The 17,730-nt window shown below is 63.2% G+C and carries 16 protein-coding genes and 1 pseudogene; 14 read left to right on the top strand and 3 right to left on the bottom strand.

The window, feature by feature from the left end; translation table 11 throughout:
- Nucleotides 1–13: 13 nt before the first annotated feature.
- Nucleotides 14–427 (bottom strand): YchJ family protein, encoded by a 414-nt coding sequence (locus ACF0H6_RS10420; RefSeq protein WP_395249530.1) that lies wholly within the window; start codon nt 425–427, stop codon nt 14–16.
- Nucleotides 428–619: 192 nt separating this feature from the next.
- Here ACF0H6_RS10420 and ACF0H6_RS10425 point away from each other — a divergent pair, with 192 nt between their 5' ends.
- The 5 genes from ACF0H6_RS10425 to ACF0H6_RS10445 all read left to right on the top strand — a co-directional run bounded on the left by ACF0H6_RS10425 (nt 620) and on the right by ACF0H6_RS10445 (nt 6,527).
- Nucleotides 620–1,369, top strand: coding sequence for a hypothetical protein (locus tag ACF0H6_RS10425; protein WP_395249531.1), 750 nt, complete (start codon nt 620–622; stop codon nt 1,367–1,369).
- Nucleotides 1,370–1,432: 63 nt separating this feature from the next.
- On the top strand, nt 1,433–1,813 hold the full coding sequence (locus tag ACF0H6_RS10430; RefSeq protein ID WP_395249532.1) for an RNA-binding S4 domain-containing protein: 381 nt from the start codon (nt 1,433–1,435) through the stop codon (nt 1,811–1,813).
- 183 nt (nt 1,814–1,996) lie between these two features.
- Nucleotides 1,997–2,614 carry a uracil-DNA glycosylase gene (locus ACF0H6_RS10435; protein ID WP_395249533.1) on the top strand — a complete coding sequence of 206 codons (618 nt, stop codon included), beginning with the start codon at nt 1,997–1,999 and terminating at the stop codon, nt 2,612–2,614.
- 303 nt (nt 2,615–2,917) lie between these two features.
- Entirely contained in the window at nt 2,918–5,473 is a 2,556-nt protein-coding gene (locus ACF0H6_RS10440) for a LuxR C-terminal-related transcriptional regulator (RefSeq protein WP_395249534.1), read from the top strand.
- 82 nt (nt 5,474–5,555) lie between these two features.
- Nucleotides 5,556–6,527: a magnesium transporter CorA family protein gene (locus tag ACF0H6_RS10445; RefSeq protein WP_395249535.1), complete on the top strand. Its 972-nt coding sequence runs from the start codon at nt 5,556–5,558 to the stop codon at nt 6,525–6,527.
- Here ACF0H6_RS10445 and ACF0H6_RS10450 read toward each other — a convergent pair.
- A complete protein-coding gene (locus ACF0H6_RS10450; RefSeq protein ID WP_395249536.1) occupies nt 6,524–7,105 on the bottom strand; it encodes a hypothetical protein in 582 nt (193 codons plus the stop codon). The two genes, ACF0H6_RS10445 and ACF0H6_RS10450, sit on opposite strands and share 4 nt — an antisense overlap.
- Before the next feature lie 235 nt (nt 7,106–7,340).
- Here ACF0H6_RS10450 and ACF0H6_RS10455 point away from each other — a divergent pair, with 235 nt between their 5' ends.
- The 9 genes and pseudogenes from ACF0H6_RS10455 to ACF0H6_RS10495 all read left to right on the top strand — a co-directional run bounded on the left by ACF0H6_RS10455 (nt 7,341) and on the right by ACF0H6_RS10495 (nt 17,136).
- Nucleotides 7,341–8,150: a FadR/GntR family transcriptional regulator gene (locus ACF0H6_RS10455; protein ID WP_395249537.1), complete on the top strand. Its 810-nt coding sequence runs from the start codon at nt 7,341–7,343 to the stop codon at nt 8,148–8,150.
- A gap of 20 nt (nt 8,151–8,170) precedes the next feature.
- Complete coding sequence (locus tag ACF0H6_RS10460; protein ID WP_395249929.1) at nt 8,171–9,184, top strand: asparaginase; 1,014 nt, start codon at nt 8,171–8,173, stop codon at nt 9,182–9,184.
- Nucleotides 9,185–9,230: 46 nt separating this feature from the next.
- Nucleotides 9,231–10,664, top strand: coding sequence for an aspartate ammonia-lyase (aspA, locus tag ACF0H6_RS10465; protein WP_395249538.1), 1,434 nt, complete (start codon nt 9,231–9,233; stop codon nt 10,662–10,664).
- Between the two features lie 92 nt (nt 10,665–10,756).
- Nucleotides 10,757–12,274 (top strand): amino acid permease, encoded by a 1,518-nt coding sequence (locus tag ACF0H6_RS10470; protein ID WP_395249539.1) that lies wholly within the window; start codon nt 10,757–10,759, stop codon nt 12,272–12,274.
- A 202-nt stretch (nt 12,275–12,476) separates the two neighbouring features.
- A pseudogene (locus ACF0H6_RS10475) lies at nt 12,477–13,345 on the top strand (fumarylacetoacetate hydrolase family protein).
- Nucleotides 13,346–13,505: 160 nt separating this feature from the next.
- Nucleotides 13,506–14,828, top strand: coding sequence for an ATP-binding protein (locus ACF0H6_RS10480; protein WP_395249540.1), 1,323 nt, complete (start codon nt 13,506–13,508; stop codon nt 14,826–14,828).
- A 226-nt stretch (nt 14,829–15,054) separates the two neighbouring features.
- Complete coding sequence (locus ACF0H6_RS10485; RefSeq protein ID WP_395249541.1) at nt 15,055–15,303, top strand: helix-turn-helix transcriptional regulator; 249 nt, start codon at nt 15,055–15,057, stop codon at nt 15,301–15,303.
- Entirely contained in the window at nt 15,300–16,511 is a 1,212-nt protein-coding gene (locus ACF0H6_RS10490) for a type II toxin-antitoxin system HipA family toxin (protein WP_395249542.1), read from the top strand. Before ACF0H6_RS10485 ends, ACF0H6_RS10490 begins: the two co-directional genes overlap by 4 nt.
- A 190-nt stretch (nt 16,512–16,701) precedes the next feature.
- Nucleotides 16,702–17,136, top strand: a complete 435-nt coding sequence (locus ACF0H6_RS10495) for a DUF1003 domain-containing protein (RefSeq protein WP_395249543.1) — start codon at nt 16,702–16,704, stop codon at nt 17,134–17,136.
- 52 nt (nt 17,137–17,188) lie between these two features.
- Here ACF0H6_RS10495 and ACF0H6_RS10500 read toward each other — a convergent pair whose 3' ends face one another.
- Nucleotides 17,189–17,722 (bottom strand): phosphohydrolase, encoded by a 534-nt coding sequence (locus tag ACF0H6_RS10500; protein ID WP_395249544.1) that lies wholly within the window; start codon nt 17,720–17,722, stop codon nt 17,189–17,191.
- Between the last annotated feature and the right edge of the window lie 8 nt (nt 17,723–17,730).

Here is a 17,730-nt window from a genome sequence, read left to right on the forward strand (position 1 = left end):
GCAACGGACACGGCTAGCCGACGTCGCCGGCCTCGCCGTCGAGGTAAAACCAGCGCCGGTCGATCCTCAGGAAGCGACTGGTTTCGCGCTGGACTCCGCGCTCGCCGTCGGAACGGTAGTGCGCCGCGAACTCGACCAGCCCGTCGTCGTCCAGGGGACCGCCGCGGCGCGTGGACAGGATGTCCAGCCGCCGCCACTGAATGTCCGGGTCCAGATCGAGCCCTGCCGGTCTGGTGTCCGGGTGCCAAGTGCGCAGCAGATAGTCCGCGTCAAGGACCACGAAGGCGGAGTATCGGGACCGCATGAGTTGCTCAGCCGTGGGGGCGTCAGCATCTCCGCGATGGAAGCGCCCACAGCACTCGGCGTACTGGTCTCCGGACAGGCAAGGACAGGCGCCGTGGTGGAGGGGAGCAGAATCGAGTGGCATTGAAGCCCTATCTGGACGAGATGGTGAGAGCTAGCTAACAAATTTTGTCACACGAGATAACAGCTTCGAAACAACCTCGGCTCGCCGGAGTTTGGCGGATGAATCCACCGGATTCGGCCCGTAGGCTAGAAGTCATGCCCGCGGACCAAAGGTCGCGGCGCCCACCTCAAAACTCTGGCTCGGGGAGGCTACGTGGGAGATCCAACAACATTTGGCCTCTATCTGACATTTTTCGGCACGCTCGGACTGGCTTTGCTGATGTTCCTTGCCTTGGGCTTCCTGATGATTGCGACTTTGGTGCTGGCCGGCGTCGGCAGGTTGGTTTCGATCATCCTGATGGCCATGGTGGGGATCTTCCCGAAACGCAACACTGTCCCTGTGGTGCACCTGCCCCCGCGGCCCCGCCGGGTCCCCTCCTTGCCGACGGATTTTGAGGAATCGACGACCGCGGAGGCAGGCTCCTCCGAAACGGATCCGGCCGTTCCCGAGCAGCCTCGTCTTGGACTTTTTGCGACCGTGCGGCTGGCGTGGTCTGCGGGATGGTCTGCTCTGCGGAACTTCCCGTGGAAGTCACTCGTGAATCCACGGACGTGGCCGAAGCCGGCTCAGGTCAAGGCCGGAATCGCAGCGACTGCGGCTGCGGTAGCGACCACCCAGGCCAAGGAACATCCCTTTGTGGTTGCGGTGAAGCAGGATCCTCCGACTTTGAACAGCCAGTGGGCCGCGGCGGTCGCCGAGGCGGACTCCCGCGCAGCAGCGCGCGACGCTGAACGGATGCAGGAAGAGGCAAACGCGGCAGCTTCGCAGGAGACGGCCGACCAGGGAAGCGCGTCCGAAGCGTCTTCCACGCCGATCCGCGAACGTCATGGCGATCCGCATGACGGCAAGCCTGTCTCGTCCGCCCGCGTGACCGCCGGATCCGGCTCCCGCCCCCGGGCATAAGGCTCAGCCCTCGGACCCGACTGACTGTTGTGGGTCGCGCGCAGACTATACTCGTTCGCAATCATGACTAGCCTTCCGTCGTCCCCGAGCAACGTGCGCATTGACGCGTGGCTCTGGGCTATCCGCGCCTATAAAACCCGTTCCGCCGCCACAACCGCCTGCCGGGCAGGACACGTGCGAATCAACGGTAATCCGGTCAAGGCATCCCAGTCAGTGATTGTCGGCGACACCATCCGGGTCCGCCAGCCCGGTTTCGAACGCATTCTCGAGGTTCGCCGGCTCCTTGCCAAAAGGGTGGGTGCCGAGGCTGCATCTCACTGCTTCACCGACCACACGCCGGCTCGCCCCGCTGCGCCGGCCCTCGGGCTCCCGCAGCGCGATCGCGGCACAGGACGGCCGACCAAAAAAGATCGGCGAGATATGCAAAAGCTGAAAGGCGAGTAGCCCTCGGACCGCCTTTAAGGCCTACCGGGCCGCCATTCGAGGCGGGTCGGAGAGCTCACCGAGGGGTCCGACGTCGGGCACTTTTGTTCCTCGGCTCTGCAGGAGCGTGAGCGACGCGCAAAGTGACGGCGTAAAGTGGCAAGGGACGCCGATTCTGGACGCCGCGCCGCCGAAGGAGAGAACGTGACCATTGACTGGGACGAAAAAAGGGCCTTGCTACAGGAGCCCAACATTGCTGCCGTGACGCAGCTGTGCGATGAACTCATGGCAAAAAGGCCAGGTTCTTTCGTGCCTTACATCGATCCGGTGCATGACGAAGATGAGTGCCGGATTGTCACCCTCCAGACCAGCCCGGGCCGGGGAACTGCCTCGGGCTTCGTTTCACACCTCAACGACGACGACGCCGCCCGGCGGGCGCAGATGATCTATGACTCGGCGGAGCTGGACGCGCGCTACGTCATGCCGTGGAATTCCTACCCGTGGATCCGCGACCCCGAGCTGCCACCCGCGCTGAGCGCCCAGGAAAAGACCGACGGGCTCCGCCCGTTCCGTCAGTTCCTCAAGATCAACAAGAGGGTCTCGGCCGTCGTCGCGCATGGTGCGGAGGCTGCGGCCTTCCTGGCGCTCTACGAAAAGACTTACCACTCGCCGCTCCGCCAACACGGTATCAAGGTGTACAAGGCGAGCGCCCTCGGCGGACGGGCCTTCGCTTTGTCCGAGGCGAAGCAGCAGGAACTTCTGGCCAAGAACATCGAGACCTACAGGGACGCGATGCAGCGGGCTGGCATCCAACACCTATAGAGAAGGCACTGTTCGGAATCACTCCGGGCCGTGAAACTCCGGTTTTACCGGCGCCAACACCTAATTTCGACCATTTTCACTACTCATTTCGGATTTTTCACCACTCAGTGGCCGATTTCGGCCGTAGCGTTGTTAATTGTGTGAGCCTAGTCACTAACGGTGTGCATCTCCCACCGAGGCTGGCTCGCCACGCCCTTCCTTGCCCGGATCAACGGTGTTTCGTGGGGCGGGCAATTCCTTTGCGGTGCCGTTGGGGGCATGGGGGATTCAATGATGGCAACGCTAAGAGTGAGGAGTCCTGGAGTGTTCGAAGAGGAAACGCGCCGGGCACTGGAACACGTGGCTCGCGGCATCAGCGTGCGGATCGTGGGCAACGGTGGAAGCGGACGGTCGACCGTCTTGAAGTCGATCGTTACAGAGCTTGAAAAGACCGGAGTCGAGGTTTTCAGCGTCGCCGGTGCACGCCTTCTGCGGGAGACCCCGTTCGCCGGAATAGGGGCACTCGGCCTTGACGCGCGCTCCCGCCAGAATGGACCGATGGGAGTCGCCGATGTCCTGGCCGAGCGGCTCGCGAGGCGCGGCCCCAAAGCGATAGTTGTTGACGACGTCGACCTGCTGGACAAAGAGTCCCTCGCTGTTGTCGACATCGTCCAACGGCGGACGCGACGCCCGCTTGTGACGACGGCGGGTGACCGCCCTCTCTATTCGCAGTCTTCCCCGTTTTCGCCGGCGCGTTGGCCTGAGGCGAAAATCCGCTTGAGCCCGCTTCGATACGATCAGGTCAACAAACTGCTGACCCAGACCCTCGGTTCGGCACCAGATGCCGATCTGACCACCGCCGTCCTCATGAAGTCTGCAGGGAACCCGCGGCTCGTGGCCAGGATCGCCCAAAGCGCGGTGTTCAGCAAGCTGCTCATACGTCGTGATGGGCAGTGGAGCATCGGCAGCCATACGCTGTGGAACGAGTACCTTCAGGGCACCATCGAAGCACTCCTTCAGGGCCTCAATACTGACGAACTGACTGCATTGCACACGATTTCCGTGCTGGGGACCAGCACGATGGAGTCCCTGCATCCGATGGTTGGACAGGAGATCCTCGACGGACTCGAAAGGTTCGGGCTCATTGCGGTGACGGAGGACGCCAACAACACCCTCTGGATGGACGTCAGTCCTCCTATCGTCGCGGACTATTTCCGGGACCGTCACTCCTTTTCCTCGCGCAGGCTGCTGACTAGCCGCATAGCCCGGGAGATCGACGCTCCACTCCACGCGGCAAACAGTCCCGTGCCACCCACTCTCGCTGAACTGATCAAGGATCTTCGGGGCGAGGCCAAGGGCGGCACGGCCGCAACCCGGCACTTCAAGGAACAGCTGCGGCTGCTTGAAGAAGCGCACTTCGGGCTGTGGGACTCGGAACCGAGCATGTCCAACGCGGCTGCATTCCTCAAGTTCTACTGGGGTGGCCCCATGGACCCCTCGCGCATCGAACGAATCTTCCGTGAAACACAGGTAACTGGGGCAAATCCCGCCGACCACTTCTTCTTTGCGATGACCCAGGCGCTTTGGACGATTCCCCGGGATGGTGGGCTGGTGGGCGCCACCGGCATATTGAAGGATCTGGGCAATGCCCGCCCAGATTGGACGGCCGAGGCCGAAGCATTTGCTATCTACCTCGCAGCTTCCTTTGACCGTGTACCAGCCACCCTCGACGAAGCCCTGAACGGGCTGGTGAGCCATCATCCCGAAAGCGGTGTGGTGCCGGTCATCCAAGGCATGCTGGAGCTCTACCGTTTCGATGCCCAGGCGGCTCTTTCGGCCCTCGATTCCGCTGAGGGCTACGAACTCACCGCCAGCGTTGAACCTTTCGTCCGTGGACTCGCCCTGCTCGTGGCCGGATTGAACGATGAGGCGTTGGCGTTCTCCTTGGCGCAGCGATCGGCAGCACTCCGGAGCCTTGATCAATTCCGCTTCGTCGCAAGCAGCTATGTGGCGGCGCTGGCCCTGATCCAACGAGGCCTCAGCCGAGAAGCCGACTACGTGATGACGAGTGTCTTCGCCCTCGGCAGGCATGGATTTCCAGTGAGCTTCCTCCATGACGCCCTGCTGAGAATTGCGGGTCTTCGAGCATTGTCGCCCGCAGCAAAGACCGTCCCCTCGTTAGGAGGCCAGGCCCGCAAGGATGTCGCGGATATCGGCCCATTGCCCGGAACCGGAAAGGCGGTGTACGAGCTCGTATCCGCGCAATTTGCCGATTCCGAGGAATTCGATGAAAGAGCAGCCAAGCTTCTGCGCCAGCAGCTTGATCGCGGCTACGTCACGGAAGCCGTGTATTCGTCGTTGTTCATGCTGTCACTGTTACCCGGCAGGAGAATCCTTGCGGGATCGAGGCGTTTGTTCAAGAAGAACGGCGTCTCCTCGCATGAGCAACTGCTCGCGATTGCCTCTGCCGTCTACAACGAGGACCACCGGCTGCTGAGGACTCTTCTTGAGCAATATGAACCAGATGCCGACCTTCACCTGATCGGAACGCTTCTCAACGGGACAGTGAAGCGCTACTCACTTGAACACGACCCCGATGACGTCGCGGTTTTCCAACAAATGGTGACCACCTTCGAGGACCATTTCCATCCGAAGGGCCAACTCCTCGTCCTCGACACTGGAGGGAAGCGGCAGAAACCGCTGTCAGCGAGGGAGACCGAGATTGCTATTCTCGCCGGCCATCAGAGCAATATCGAAATCGCCAGCCGGCTCGGAATCAGTGCCCGAACTGTGGAAAACCACATCTCGAGATCCCTGAAGAAGACCGGAACTTCGTCCCGTAGTGCCCTGTACGAACGGGTTCGACCCAAGCGGAAGTGAGCGGGATCCTTTTCCCTCAAGGGGCTGGAAGCAGTTCGAAGGGTTCAGTCAGCTCAGAGACTCCTCCCGTAGCATGGTGCGAATGGTATTCATACGGCTCTACCGCGAAGGCAAACTCGAACGCGACGACGTCACCGCCCACGAGATCGAGGCACTGGCCCACCAGGACGGCGCCGTGCTGTGGATCGACTATACGAATCCGACGGCGGATGACCTGCTGGGTGTCGAGACGGTGTTCGGGCTCCACCGTCTCGCCGTCGAGGACGCCGTGCATGACTTCCAAAGGCCCAAGCTGGACCGATACCCGAATCATTTGTTCTTGTCCGCCTACCAAGCTGAACTGAAGCCCGGTACCAGCGAGCTCGGCATCGCCGAGGTCTCAGCGTTCGTGACCCGGAACGCGCTCGTGACTGTGCACGGACCCGATTTCGACACCGACAAGTTGATGGCGCACTGGGACGCGGAAACCGACCTGACAAGCCACGGGGTGCCCTTCCTCTTCTGGGGCCTGCTGGACATGATCGTTGACGGACACTTCGACGCGGTCCAGGAACTCGACGGTTACATCGACACCATTGAAGAGTCGCTGTTCGACGATCACTCTCCCGACCACGACTTGCAGCGGAAGACCTTCGAGCTGCGCAAAAACCTGGTCCGGCTCCGCAGGGTGGTCCTGCCCATGCGCGAAGTCCTCAACACCCTCTTGCGCCGGGATGACCTGATCGGTTGCAGTCCCGCGATGCAGCCATTCCTCCAAGACGTCTACGACCACGTGCTACGCGCCACCGAATGGACCGAATCGCTCCGCGACCTGGTCACCACAATTCTGGAAACGCACATCAGCATCCAGGGAAACCAAATGAACCTGGTCATGAAAAAGGTCACCAGTTGGGCCGCGATCATCGCCGTCCCAACCGCCATTACCGGTTTCTTCGGGCAAAACGTGCCGTTCTTCGGCTTCCAGAACGAATACGGCCTCTGGCTCTCCAGCGCTCTCATGGTGGGCGGATCGGTCTTCCTTTACCTCGCATTCAAGAAACGGGACTGGATCTAGCCGGCATCCGGGAGGAATTGGCGGTTCCTGATCCGTGACTCGCCGAACTCGACTGCCACGCGGCCGATTTCCCAAGGCCCGCGGCCTCGGTATCTTTGCTTGCCTACGGCCACATGGGGTACCCATCTGGGCGAGCGGAATCCAAGCGCCGGGGAACTGAGAATGAAGTCGTCGATGTTGTCCACAAGCAGTTCGTCCAAGAGCTCATGAAGGGCGCGCACGAGGGAGACTTGGTAGTCGCGCACAAAGTCGGGTACGTCCACACCCAGCCCACACACGCCACCACCGCCGAGAACAATCAATCTCTCGGCACTAGCGGAAAAACCTTCCAGCACAGGCAGTGCCTCAAGCCAGGAAATCGTTCTGCGCATGACCAACCCGGCGTCGGTGGCCCCTTTGGTCCATTCAGCCACATCCCGGCAAAAGTCCTCCGCGACCCCAAGATGCAAAAGCGTCATGTGCAGCCCCCGAGGCCTGCGCAACGCCCAGACATAACGCGCCAACTGCTCATATTCCGAAGGCCCTGCCCCGACGCCCAAGACGGGCACCTCAACCGTTATCCGGGGAAGCCACTGCATCCGAACCTCCTGTATCCGGCGAACCGAGATTCTTGGGGCAATTATGCTCTCCGGACCGATCGATTCTGCTGGATCATTCGCGACGGGAGATTACCCAACCCCGGGAATCCGCGGCACGGGATCTGGTCCACAGGAATGATCCAGCAGAATCAGCCGATGCCCTGCCCGTGCCCCCGCCCCTTCACAATCCCGGCCCGCGTTGACACCACCCTGTGACCCGTGCCATATTCTTAGGGTGAACCTGTCAGACAGCCGGACAGCCGGACAGGCCGCCTTTGGACAGCCAGCCGTCAGCCAGAAAGCTGCAGCCGGCCAGCGCACCGCCACAAGCGGCGCCGTCCCCCGGCAGGCCACCAGTCCCGCGGGCATCAAAACCCCCACTCCCCTCGCCCGCTTCAGTGCTGCGGAAGCCGTTTTCAGTGCGATCCGCCAGGACATCGAAGGCGGAACCGTGGAAGTGGGCGCCAAGCTTAGCTCCGAAGCCACGTTGGCCGCGCAGTACGGGGTAAGCCGTTCGGTCATCCGCGAAGCCCTCCGTTCGTGCACTGCGCTCGGACTGACGGTCACCAAGACCGGCAAAGGCACGTTCGTCGTTGCAGACCGGGTGGCCAATGACCTCACGCTCGGCCAATATTCGGCACGGGACCTCAATGAGGCCCGTCCACACATCGAAGTCCCCGCTGCTGGCCTGGCAGCGAAACGCCGCAGCGCCGAAGCCCTCGAGAACCTGAGGGAAATCGTCGAGGCCATGCTTGCCGAGACCGACCCCGAGACGTGGGTCAGCCTCGACGCCAGCTTCCATTCGGCGATCGCCCGCGCCAGCGGCAACAAGGTCTTCGAAAGCGTCGTGGCGGACATCCGCGAAGCCCTGGCCCACCAATCCGAAACCCTGAACATGGTGGCCGATCGGCAGCATGTTTCGGACGATGAGCACCTCCGCATCGTCAAAGCCATTGAATCGGGCGACTCTGCAGCCGCCGAATCAGCCATGGCCGACCATCTCAGCGCCGTTAGCGTTGCGTTGGACACCATCCTCAGCAAATGATCCACCACCTGAAGGAAGTCATGCCCATCCCGCATGCAATGCGCGCCGCTACGCCGGAAAACACCACCGCCGCTACCCCGCGCCACGTCCCGCTTGCAGAACAGACCCGCGATGGTTTGGTGGAGAGCATCCACTACGGTTCCCTTATCGCCGTCGGGCCGGACGGCGATACACTCCTCGAAGCAGGCGAGCCCGACGCCGCGTTCTACCCCCGGTCTTCCCTCAAGCCGTTGCAGGCGGTCGCCATGGTCCGCGCTGGACTCAAGCTTCCGGAGAACCTCCTCGCCCTCACCGCGGCGAGCCATTCGGGCGCCGCCATGCACCAAGAAGGCGCCGCGCGCATCCTCGAAATGCACGGCCTCAACGAGGCGGCGCTGGAAAACAGCACTGACTTCCCTTACGGCACCGCTGAGCGCGAAGAGTGGCTCCGTGCCGGAAAGCAGCAAAGCCAGCTCGCTCAGAACTGTTCCGGGAAACACGCTTCCATGGCAGCCACGTGCGTGATCAACGGCTGGCCTGTCCAGGGCTATCTGGACCCGGGGCATCCCCTCCAGATCCTCGTGAGGGACACCATCACCGAATTCACCAGCGAGGACCCCGCCGCCATCAGCACGGACGGTTGCGGCACACCCCTATTCGCCCACAGCCTGCATGGCATGGCCCGGGCATACAGCCGCATGGCGGCAGCGGACAACAACAATGCGGAAGGCCAAGTAGCCCACGCCATGCGCGCCTACCCCGAGATGGTGGCGGGCGAGGGCCGCGACGTCACGGCGATCATGCGCGTGGTTCCCGGCCTGCTCGCCAAGGACGGGTTCGAAGGCCTCCAGCTGATCGGCCTCCGGGACGGCACCGGCGTCGCCATCAAGATTTCCGACGGCGGCGACCGCGCCCGAATGCCCGTCACCGTCCGCGTCCTCGAGGCCTTGGGGCTCGACGGCGGCCAGCTCGCATCGCTTGCCAGCCCACCCATATTGGGTGGTGGCCACCCCGTAGGTGTCCTGCGTGCCACGAACTTCCTTGCATGCAGCTGAGACCGTCGCCGACGAAGACCAGAAACCAGAAGACCAAAGGACAGCAATGACCACAGTCAATCACGCACGCCCATTCCGCTCTGAACATGATCTCTTGGGTGACCGTGACGTCCCGGCCGATGCCTACTGGGGCGTACACACGCTGCGCGCCATGGAGAACTTCCCTATTACGGGCCAGCCATTGGCCAGCAATGCCCACCTCGTCAAGGGCCTCGCGGCAGTGAAGCTCGCCGCGGCACGCACCAACCGTGAGCTCGGCCTCTTGGATGATGAGCGGGCAGACGCCATTGAGCAAGCCTGCCAGGACATCATGGACGGCAAGCTCCACGAGCAATTCATGGTGGACGTCATCCAAGGCGGCGCCGGCACCAGCTCCAACATGAACGCCAACGAGGTCATCGCCAACCGGGCCCTGGAAATCCTTGGCCACCCCAAGGGTGACTATGCCAGGCTGCACCCGAACGATCACGTCAACCTGAGCCAGTCCACCAACGATGTCTATCCGACAGCCGTCAACCTGGCCACCATTTACTCGGTTCAGGGCCTCCTCGCAGCGCTCCAGGAACTCCAGATCGCCTTCGCCGAAAAAGGCCAGGAATTCCGCACGGTGGTCAAGATGGGACGCACCCAGCTGCAGGATGCTGTCCCGATGACCCTCGGCCAGGAATTCGGCGGCTACGCCGTGACGGTCGGCGAGGACCGGGCCCGGCTGGCCGAGTCCCAGCTCTTGATCCACGAAATCAACCTTGGCGCTACCGCCATCGGTACGGGCCTCAACGCCCCCGCCGGCTACGCCGAGGCAGCCTGCCGGCACCTGGCTGAGATTACCGGCCTGCCGCTGGTGACCGCCGTCGACCTCATTGAAGCGACCCAGGACGTGGGCGCGTTCGTCCACCTCTCGGGCGTCCTGAAGCGTGTCGCCGTCAAGCTGTCCAAGATTTGCAACGATCTCCGCTTGCTGTCCTCCGGGCCGCGGGCGGGATTGGGCGAGATCAATCTCCCGGCTGTCCAGTCGGGATCGTCCATCATGCCAGGCAAGATCAATCCGGTGATCCCGGAAGTGGTCAGCCAGGTGGCCTATGAGGTCATCGGCAACGACGTCACCGTCACCATGGCGGCCGAAGCGGGCCAGCTCCAGCTGAACGCCTTCGAGCCGATCATTGTCCACAGCCTCCACAAGAGCATCTCCCACCTGGAAGCCGCGTGCCGCACACTCACGTCGCGCTGCATCCGGGGCATTACCGCGAACACCGAACACCTGCGCCTCACCGTGGAGCAGTCGATCGGACTCGTTACCGCACTCAATCCACACATCGGCTACGCCTCCGCCACAGCCATCGCCCAGGAAGCATTGGCAAGCGGCAAGGGCGTCGCCGAACTCGTTCTCGAACACGGATTGCTGACATCGGTCCAACTCGACGAGCTCCTCCGCCCCGAACGCCTGGCCAACCTCAGCAATCCGGCCGAGCCGAACAGATAGTCCGACGACGGCGGCAGTCACCAGCCGCCGGACGGCCTCGCGCCGGATGGCAAGATCCGGACACCCCAACAGGACACCCTCAAAGGATTCCCATGACCAACGCACCCATCACGGACCACACGGTCCCGTCACAGGCGCACGCCACTGAAAAGCTCCTTCACGCAGAGGACAAGGGCTACCACAAGAGCCTGAAGCCACGTCAGATCCAGATGATCGCGATCGGCGGCGCCATCGGCACCGGCCTGTTCCTGGGCGCCGGCGGCCGCCTCAACGCTGCAGGCCCCTCGCTCGTCATCGCCTATGCGGTCTGTGGCTTCTTTGCCTTCCTGATCCTGCGCGCCCTCGGCGAACTCGTGCTGCACCGCCCGTCGTCGGGCTCCTTCGTCTCCTACGCCCGCGAGTTCTTCGGCGAGAAGGCGGCGTTCGTCTCCGGTTGGTTCTACTGGATCAACTGGGCCACCACCACCATCGTGGATATCACCGCCGCAGCGCTCTACATGAACTTCTTCGGCAAGTACGTCCCGTGGATGGGTGTGGTCCCGCAGTGGGCCTGGGCCCTGATCGCCCTGGTTGTGGTGCTGAGCCTGAACCTGGTTTCCGTTAAGGTGTTCGGCGAAATGGAGTTCTATTTCGCCCTCATCAAGGTGGCTGCGCTGGCGGCCTTCCTGGTGGTTGGCACCTTCTTCGTCATCTTCGGAACGCCGGTTCCGGGTCAGGAGGTCGGCTTCAGCCTCCTCACCGACCACGGCGGCATTTTCCCCAACGGCCTCCTGCCCATGATCATCCTCATGCAGGGTGTGCTGTTCGCCTACGCCTCGATCGAACTCGTGGGTACGGCCGCCGGCGAGACCGAAAACCCCGAGAAGATCATGCCCAAGGCCATCAACTCCGTGGTCTTCCGCATCGCCGTGTTCTACGTGGGCTCGGTCATCCTTCTTGCCCTGCTGCTGCCGTACACCTCGTATGAAAAGGGTGTCAGCCCGTTTGTGACGTTCTTCGGCCACATCGGCATTCAGGGCGTGGACGTGATCATGAACCTCGTGGTCCTCACGGCTGCGCTGTCCTCGCTGAACGCCGGGTTGTATTCCACTGGCCGCATCCTTCGCTCCATGTCCGTGGCCGGTTCGGCTCCGAAGTTCGCCCAGCGCATGAACAAGGCCGGCGTCCCTTACGGCGGCATCGCCATCACCGCCGGCGTTTCACTGCTCGGCGTCCCGCTGAACTACCTCGTCCCGGCACAGGCGTTCGAGATCGTCCTCAACATCGCTTCCGTGGGCATCGTGGTCACGTGGGCCACGATTGTCCTGTGCCAAATGCAGCTCAAGCGTTGGGCGGACAAGGGCTGGCTGAAACGTCCGTCCTTCCGGATGTTCGGCGCTCCGTACACCGGTTACCTCTCGCTGTTGTTCCTGGTGGGAGTGCTGGTAATGGTGTTCATCGACTCCCCGCTCACCATGCTGGTCACGGCTATTGCCTGCGCCCTCATGGTGGTCGGCTGGTACCTGTGCCGCAAGCAGATCCACGAGCTTGCCGCAGCCCGCGACGGCTTCACGGGCGCATCTCCGGTGGTTGCCAACCTGCCGGTTGCCGGTGCCGAGGACAAAATTTAGCCCTGCGATGGTGAGTGCCCGACGGCGGCACCTGCGGTTCCGTTCGCGCGAAACCGCAGGTGCCGCCGTCGTACTTTCCGTCCCGACGCCCGCTCACTTCTGTAGGTTGGCGCTGACTCCTGTTCCCTCGAAATGTGACCGGCCGGATTTGAAGTCCGATGGCACCATGGAAGATGGACACCACCGCAGCTCGAAGGAGAGAATGCACGTGAAATTTGCCCGTTTGGGACCGGCCGGCCACGAACAGCCTGTGGTTATTACCACGGACGCCGACGGCGTTGCCCAGTATTTCGACCTGCGCCCGCTGACCTCCGATGTCAACGGCGCATTCCTCGCCGGCGGCGGTATCGCCAGTACCCAGAAGGCGCTCGACGCCGGGACGTTGCCTGCCGTGCGCGCTGAGGGACTGCGTGTCGGTGCCCCGATCGCCCGCCCGGGCGCCGTCATCGGGATCGGTTTGAACTATGCGGCCCATGCCGCCGAATCCGGGGCAAACCCACCGGAAACGCCGGTAGTCTTCCTGAAACCCTCCAACACCGTTGCCGGACCGTTCGACGCCGCCCCCATCCCGCCGTCGTCGACGAAGTACGACTGGGAAGTGGAACTTGGCATCGTCGTCGGCCGGGAGGCTTCCTACCTTGCCGACTTGGACGAAGCTGCGGCGTGCATCGCCGGCTATGTCCTGGCCAACGACCTCTCCGAACGCGAGCTCCAACTCCCCGGAGCTGCCGGACAGTGGACCAAAGGCAAGACCCTCCCGCAATCTACCCCTTTAGGCCCGTGGCTGGTTCCCGCGGATCAGATCGACGCAGGCGCATTACGCCTCCGTACGTGGGTAAACGGCGAAGCACGCAGGATTCCACCACAGCAGACCTGATTTTCGATCCCGTCACCTTGGTCCACCACGTGAGCCAGCACATGGTGCTCGAACCAGGTGACGTCATCATCACCGGCACACCGGAAGGCGTTGCCATGTCCGGCCGCTTCCCGTACATCCAGGCCGGGGACGTCGTCGAGATTGAAATCGAGGGCCTCGGCCGGCAGCGCAAGGAGTTCCATCCGGCGTCTTAGTTGGCGCGACGCTCGCTCACCTAAGTGAGCGAGCGTCGGAATGAGGGGCAGGAGTTCTGCCCCGCCGTCGTAACGCAACGCCTCCGCAACCCCTGCCCGCGCACCCTTCGCCTATGCTCAACACCAGGGCAATCGATGGCGATCCACCAAGGAGCACGGCATGAGCAATTGGCGCATCAGGGACTTCCACTCGTCGGACATGGACGGCATCCTGAATCTTTGGGAGTCGCTCAAAGCGGACAACGTGGATCCGGTCTACGCGCTCTCCGAGGTCCTGGCGTCGTGCGAAAAGGACCACGCCGTGGTCGCGGTGCAGGGCGAGCAGGTGGTGGGCGCCGCCGTCGGACGTGCGGCCCACGACCAGGGCTGGATCGTCTTCCTCGCCACGCTGCCCGAGTTCCGTGGCCGCGGGATCGGCACCTCGCTGCTGGCCGCCGTCGAGAACCGCATGACTCCGCACGGCCTCAACAAGCTCTCGGCCCTCATGCCGGAGTCGGAAACCCGTGTGGAAGCGTTCCTGGGCCGCGGCTTCCTGCTCAAGCAAAACCTGCACTATTTCGAGCGGACCATTCCGGTGCAACGCCAGGAGCTCGAGCCGTTGAGCCAGCTCGGCGGCCGCATCCTGGCGCGCGACCTGTGGGAAAACGTGGCCGGCATGCGGCGCGAGAAGGAGCTCCTGGAACGCCGATTGGTCTTACCTCTCGCCGAGGCCGATCTCGCGGACGAATTCGGCGTGGTGCCACCGCGCGCCGTCGTGCTCTTCGGCCCTCCGGGGACCGGCAAGACCACCTTTGCCAAGGCCATTGCGTCGCGCCTCGAGTGGCCGTTCGTGGAGGTTTTCCCCTCGCGGCTGGCGTCGGACCCCAAGGGCCTGGCCGGGGCGCTCCGCGAGACGTTCCTGGAAATCGCCGAGCTGGAGCACGCCGTGGTGTTCATCGACGAAGTAGAGGAGATCGCATCCCAGCGGTCCGGCGAGCCGCCGTCGCCGTTGCAGGGCGTCACCAACGAGCTCCTCAAGATCATCCCGGCATTCCGTGAGCAGCCAGGCCGCCTGCTGGTGTGCGCCACCAACTTCATCCGCGCGCTGGACACTGCTTTCCTGCGCCACGGCCGCTTCGACTACGTGATCCCCATCGGCCTGCCCGACGTCCACGCGCGCGAGGCCATGTGGCAGCGCTTCATCCCGGCCAGCGTCGTGGATTCGGTGGACGTGGGGCTGCTGGTGTCGCGGACCGAGGGCTTCTCCCCCGCGGACATTGAGTACGCGGCACGCAGCGCCTCCCAGCGTGCCTTGGAAAAAGCCGTTTACACAGCCGCCGCTCCCGGTGGGTCATCTGCCGGGAGCGCCGCACCGCCGTCGAACGCGCGCAAGGGACCGGTCACGCAGGACTACCTCGACGCGATCGCCGATACCCGCACCACCGTCAGCGATGAAGTCCACCAAGACTTCCTCGAGGACATCGACGCACTCGGCCGGGTGTAGCCCAAGCAACGCGGGGTCACTTACGGCCCATATTCGGGTCCGGGATGGGCCGTAAGTGACCCCGCGTTGCAGACTTTCGACTCCACCGGCACGAACGTACCGATTTCGCGCATCGCACCCTTGATTTGCAGCTCGACGTGGCGGAATATGGTGAAACCGGCACGAACGTACCGGACGGCCGCGCGCAAGACCCGCGCATGCGCCACCGAATGACGGAAGGATGGGCATGTCCCCCAAGGAATTCAGCAAAACCCTTGGCAACAACGTCCGTGCACGTCGCGCTTCCCTGAGCCTGAGCCAGTCGGACCTCGCAGACCTCGCCGGCGTCTCGGAACGATTCGTCCGATTCGTGGAGCAGGGGAAGGCCACGGTCCAGTTGGAACCCCTCCTCGCAGTCCTCAGCACCCTGGGCCTTGAGCTCACGGTGCAACCCACGCTTACCAACCCAGCAAACACCCGCTCCACAAGGCCATGACTTTCCATCGCATCGCCGACGTGTACAAGCAGGGCATCCTGGCAGCGCGCATCGAGCGGCACGAAGGAGGCACAAAGTTCAGCTACTTACCGCGATACCTCGAATCAGGCGGCCCGGCCGTCGCCACGACGCTCCCGCTGACAAAGGAAGCCGTTTTCACCCCGAGCGGCGCCGTTCCGGCCTACTTCACCGGGCTCCTCCCGGAAGGCCGCCGCCTGAATTCCCTTCGCCGGTCGGTCAAAGCCAGCGCCGACGACGAGCTCGCCCTTCTGATGGGCGCCGGTGGGGACGCCGTGGGCGATGTCCAGACGGTCCCCCACGGTGAGCCGCCCACAGAAGGGGGCTCCGCCGTCGTACTCGATTCGAAGCTGCCGCTCGACTTCGACGCGCTGCTCGGCGATTCCGGACTCATCGATCCGGTGGCTCTGGCGGGTGTGCAGGACAAGTTGTCGGCCGGGATGATCTCGCTCCCGGTGGCTCAAGCGGGCAAGCGCTTCATCCTCAAACTCAATGCCCCCGAGTTCCCCTTCGTGGTGGAAAACGAGTTTCTGATGTTCCGTTTTGCGCGCAAGCTGCGGATCCCCGTGAGCAACGTGCAATTAGTGCACGACGTCGGCGGGCGGGCCGGGCTGCTGGTGGAGCGTTTCGATCGCCTCACCGGAGCCGACGGCTCTGCGGTACGCCTCGCCGTCGAGGACGGAGCCCAAGTTCTGGGACTTTACCCGGCGGACAAGTACAGCGTGCCGTTCGGCGAGGTGAGCGCGGCGTTGGCAGAGCACTGTTCCGCGCCGCTGCCTGCCTTGCGCAATCTGGCCATCCAACTCGCGTTCGCATGGCTGAGCGGCAACGGCGACCTCCATGCGAAGAACGTCTCGATGGTGCAGTCCCGGCCAGGAGAGCAGTCACCACTGGGTGAATACACCATCGCCCCTGTGTACGACATCCCCTCCACAGTGGTCTACGGGGACAAGACCCTCGCGCTGGGCATCGGCGGGAAAAAGAGCGGAATCTCCCGGAAGCACTTCCTCGCGTGGGCCGGGAAACTGGGTCTGACCGAGCGCGCGGCGGAGGGCGTCCTGGAGCTCGCGCTCAAGGCGTCCGGCCCCCTCATCGCAGAGCTCGACGCCGGCGCCTCACCTTTCGGGGTCATTCAGACGAGGGATTGGGTCAAGGAACTTCGGCATCGGCGAAGGTTGATGGACGGGTAGTTCGGATCCCGGGCGAAGTCATGGTTCGGTCCTAGGTTCACGCGATTGGCGGCGCTAGGCTCGCTCTCAGAGGCGAGATGGACTTGCCGCGAGCCAAGGGATTGAGCGCATGACACAAGAGGTCCGGACCCCACCGACATCCACCCCAGGCACTTCTCCGCATCCACCCTCCTACTTGAGACCATCGCGATTGCTCTCCCAAAGTGAGCCGACCAAGCTGCATCCATCGGTCCTGGCGGAGGCCGAACGCCGGGCCGCAAGCATTCAGCTTCGAGTCGCAGATGCGATCACGGCCTTCGCCGGATCGATGAACTTCGTCTACTTGCATGTGCTGCTTTTCGCCGTATGGATGCTCGTATTCGAGCCGAGCCCATGGCCGACGTTGACGCTGATCGTCTCGCTCGAAGCGATCTTCCTCTCCACCTTTGTCATGATCGGCCAGAACCGCCAAGCGGCTTTCCAACAGGTGAAGGCCGATCATGACTACACCACCCAGGAGCAGCTGCTGGAGGAAAATACCACTCTCACGCGGACGATTCACGAGCTCACCCGCCAGATCCACGAGCGGATCCTCACCGAAGCCACCGCAACCCAGCCGACGCGGGATGATCCGACGAAACCATAGGCGGGCGAAACGCGGCGGGGTGCGACGAAACCCGGCGCGGGGCGCGACAGCGCTAGTCCGCCAAGCGATCCAATTCAGGCAGCAGATCCGGGTTGATCCGCTGCAGGATCAAGTGGATCTCTCCGGGCAAAACGGCCTTGTAGAGCACTTCCCGTGCTTCCGCGTAGCGCGTGGTGGGCGCTTTGTCGGGCCACTTTTCGGCGAGCGCCCGCACCCGCTCAGGCAATGAATTGTGGGCATTGTCCGCGATCTTGACCAGAGTGGCGTCGTGATCCTGTGCGATGTACTCAATGCCGGCAGCATAGTCGTCCGGGTCATCCTGGAAACGGCGCGTTACCCGCTCGATGATGCCCACGGCCCGCTCGGAAACGCCCATATCAAGCAGTGCTTGCTTGGTGATAGGGGTGTCCTCGGCAATGTCGTGCAGGTACCCGGCGATTCTGATGTCGTCGTCGAAATCTGCGAGCGCATCCCCTACCGCCAGCACGTGCTCGCGATACGGCCGCTTCAGCTTGTCCTTCTGGCGGTTGTGCGCCACCTCTGCGAGGACCATGGCTGTTTCAACGGTGAATCTCGGTTCGGTCATGCATTCAT

Origin of the sequence: Arthrobacter sp. NA-172 (assembly GCF_043952055.1) — a bacterium.
Lineage (GTDB): Bacteria > Actinomycetota > Actinomycetes > Actinomycetales > Micrococcaceae > Arthrobacter.

What these genes read in the sequence shown, in the direction of transcription:
- ACF0H6_RS10445 (WP_395249535.1), top strand. Translation starts at nt 5,556, where the DNA reads ATGGTATTCATACGGCTCTACCGCGAAGGCAAACTCGAACGCGACGAC.
- ACF0H6_RS10485 (WP_395249541.1), top strand. Translation starts at nt 15,055, where the DNA reads ATGTCCCCCAAGGAATTCAGCAAAACCCTTGGCAACAACGTCCGTGCA.
- aspA (WP_395249538.1), top strand. Translation starts at nt 9,231, where the DNA reads ATGACCACAGTCAATCACGCACGCCCATTCCGCTCTGAACATGATCTC.
- ACF0H6_RS10470 (WP_395249539.1), top strand. Translation starts at nt 10,757, where the DNA reads ATGACCAACGCACCCATCACGGACCACACGGTCCCGTCACAGGCGCAC.
- ACF0H6_RS10430 (WP_395249532.1), top strand. Translation starts at nt 1,433, where the DNA reads ATGACTAGCCTTCCGTCGTCCCCGAGCAACGTGCGCATTGACGCGTGG.
- ACF0H6_RS10480 (WP_395249540.1), top strand. Translation starts at nt 13,506, where the DNA reads ATGAGCAATTGGCGCATCAGGGACTTCCACTCGTCGGACATGGACGGC.
- ACF0H6_RS10490 (WP_395249542.1), top strand. Translation starts at nt 15,300, where the DNA reads ATGACTTTCCATCGCATCGCCGACGTGTACAAGCAGGGCATCCTGGCA.
- ACF0H6_RS10500 (WP_395249544.1), bottom strand. Translation starts at nt 17,722, where the DNA reads ATGACCGAACCGAGATTCACCGTTGAAACAGCCATGGTCCTCGCAGAG.
- ACF0H6_RS10460 (WP_395249929.1), top strand. Translation starts at nt 8,171, where the DNA reads ATGCCCATCCCGCATGCAATGCGCGCCGCTACGCCGGAAAACACCACC.
- ACF0H6_RS10420 (WP_395249530.1), bottom strand. Translation starts at nt 427, where the DNA reads ATGCCACTCGATTCTGCTCCCCTCCACCACGGCGCCTGTCCTTGCCTG.
- ACF0H6_RS10450 (WP_395249536.1), bottom strand. Translation starts at nt 7,105, where the DNA reads ATGCAGTGGCTTCCCCGGATAACGGTTGAGGTGCCCGTCTTGGGCGTC.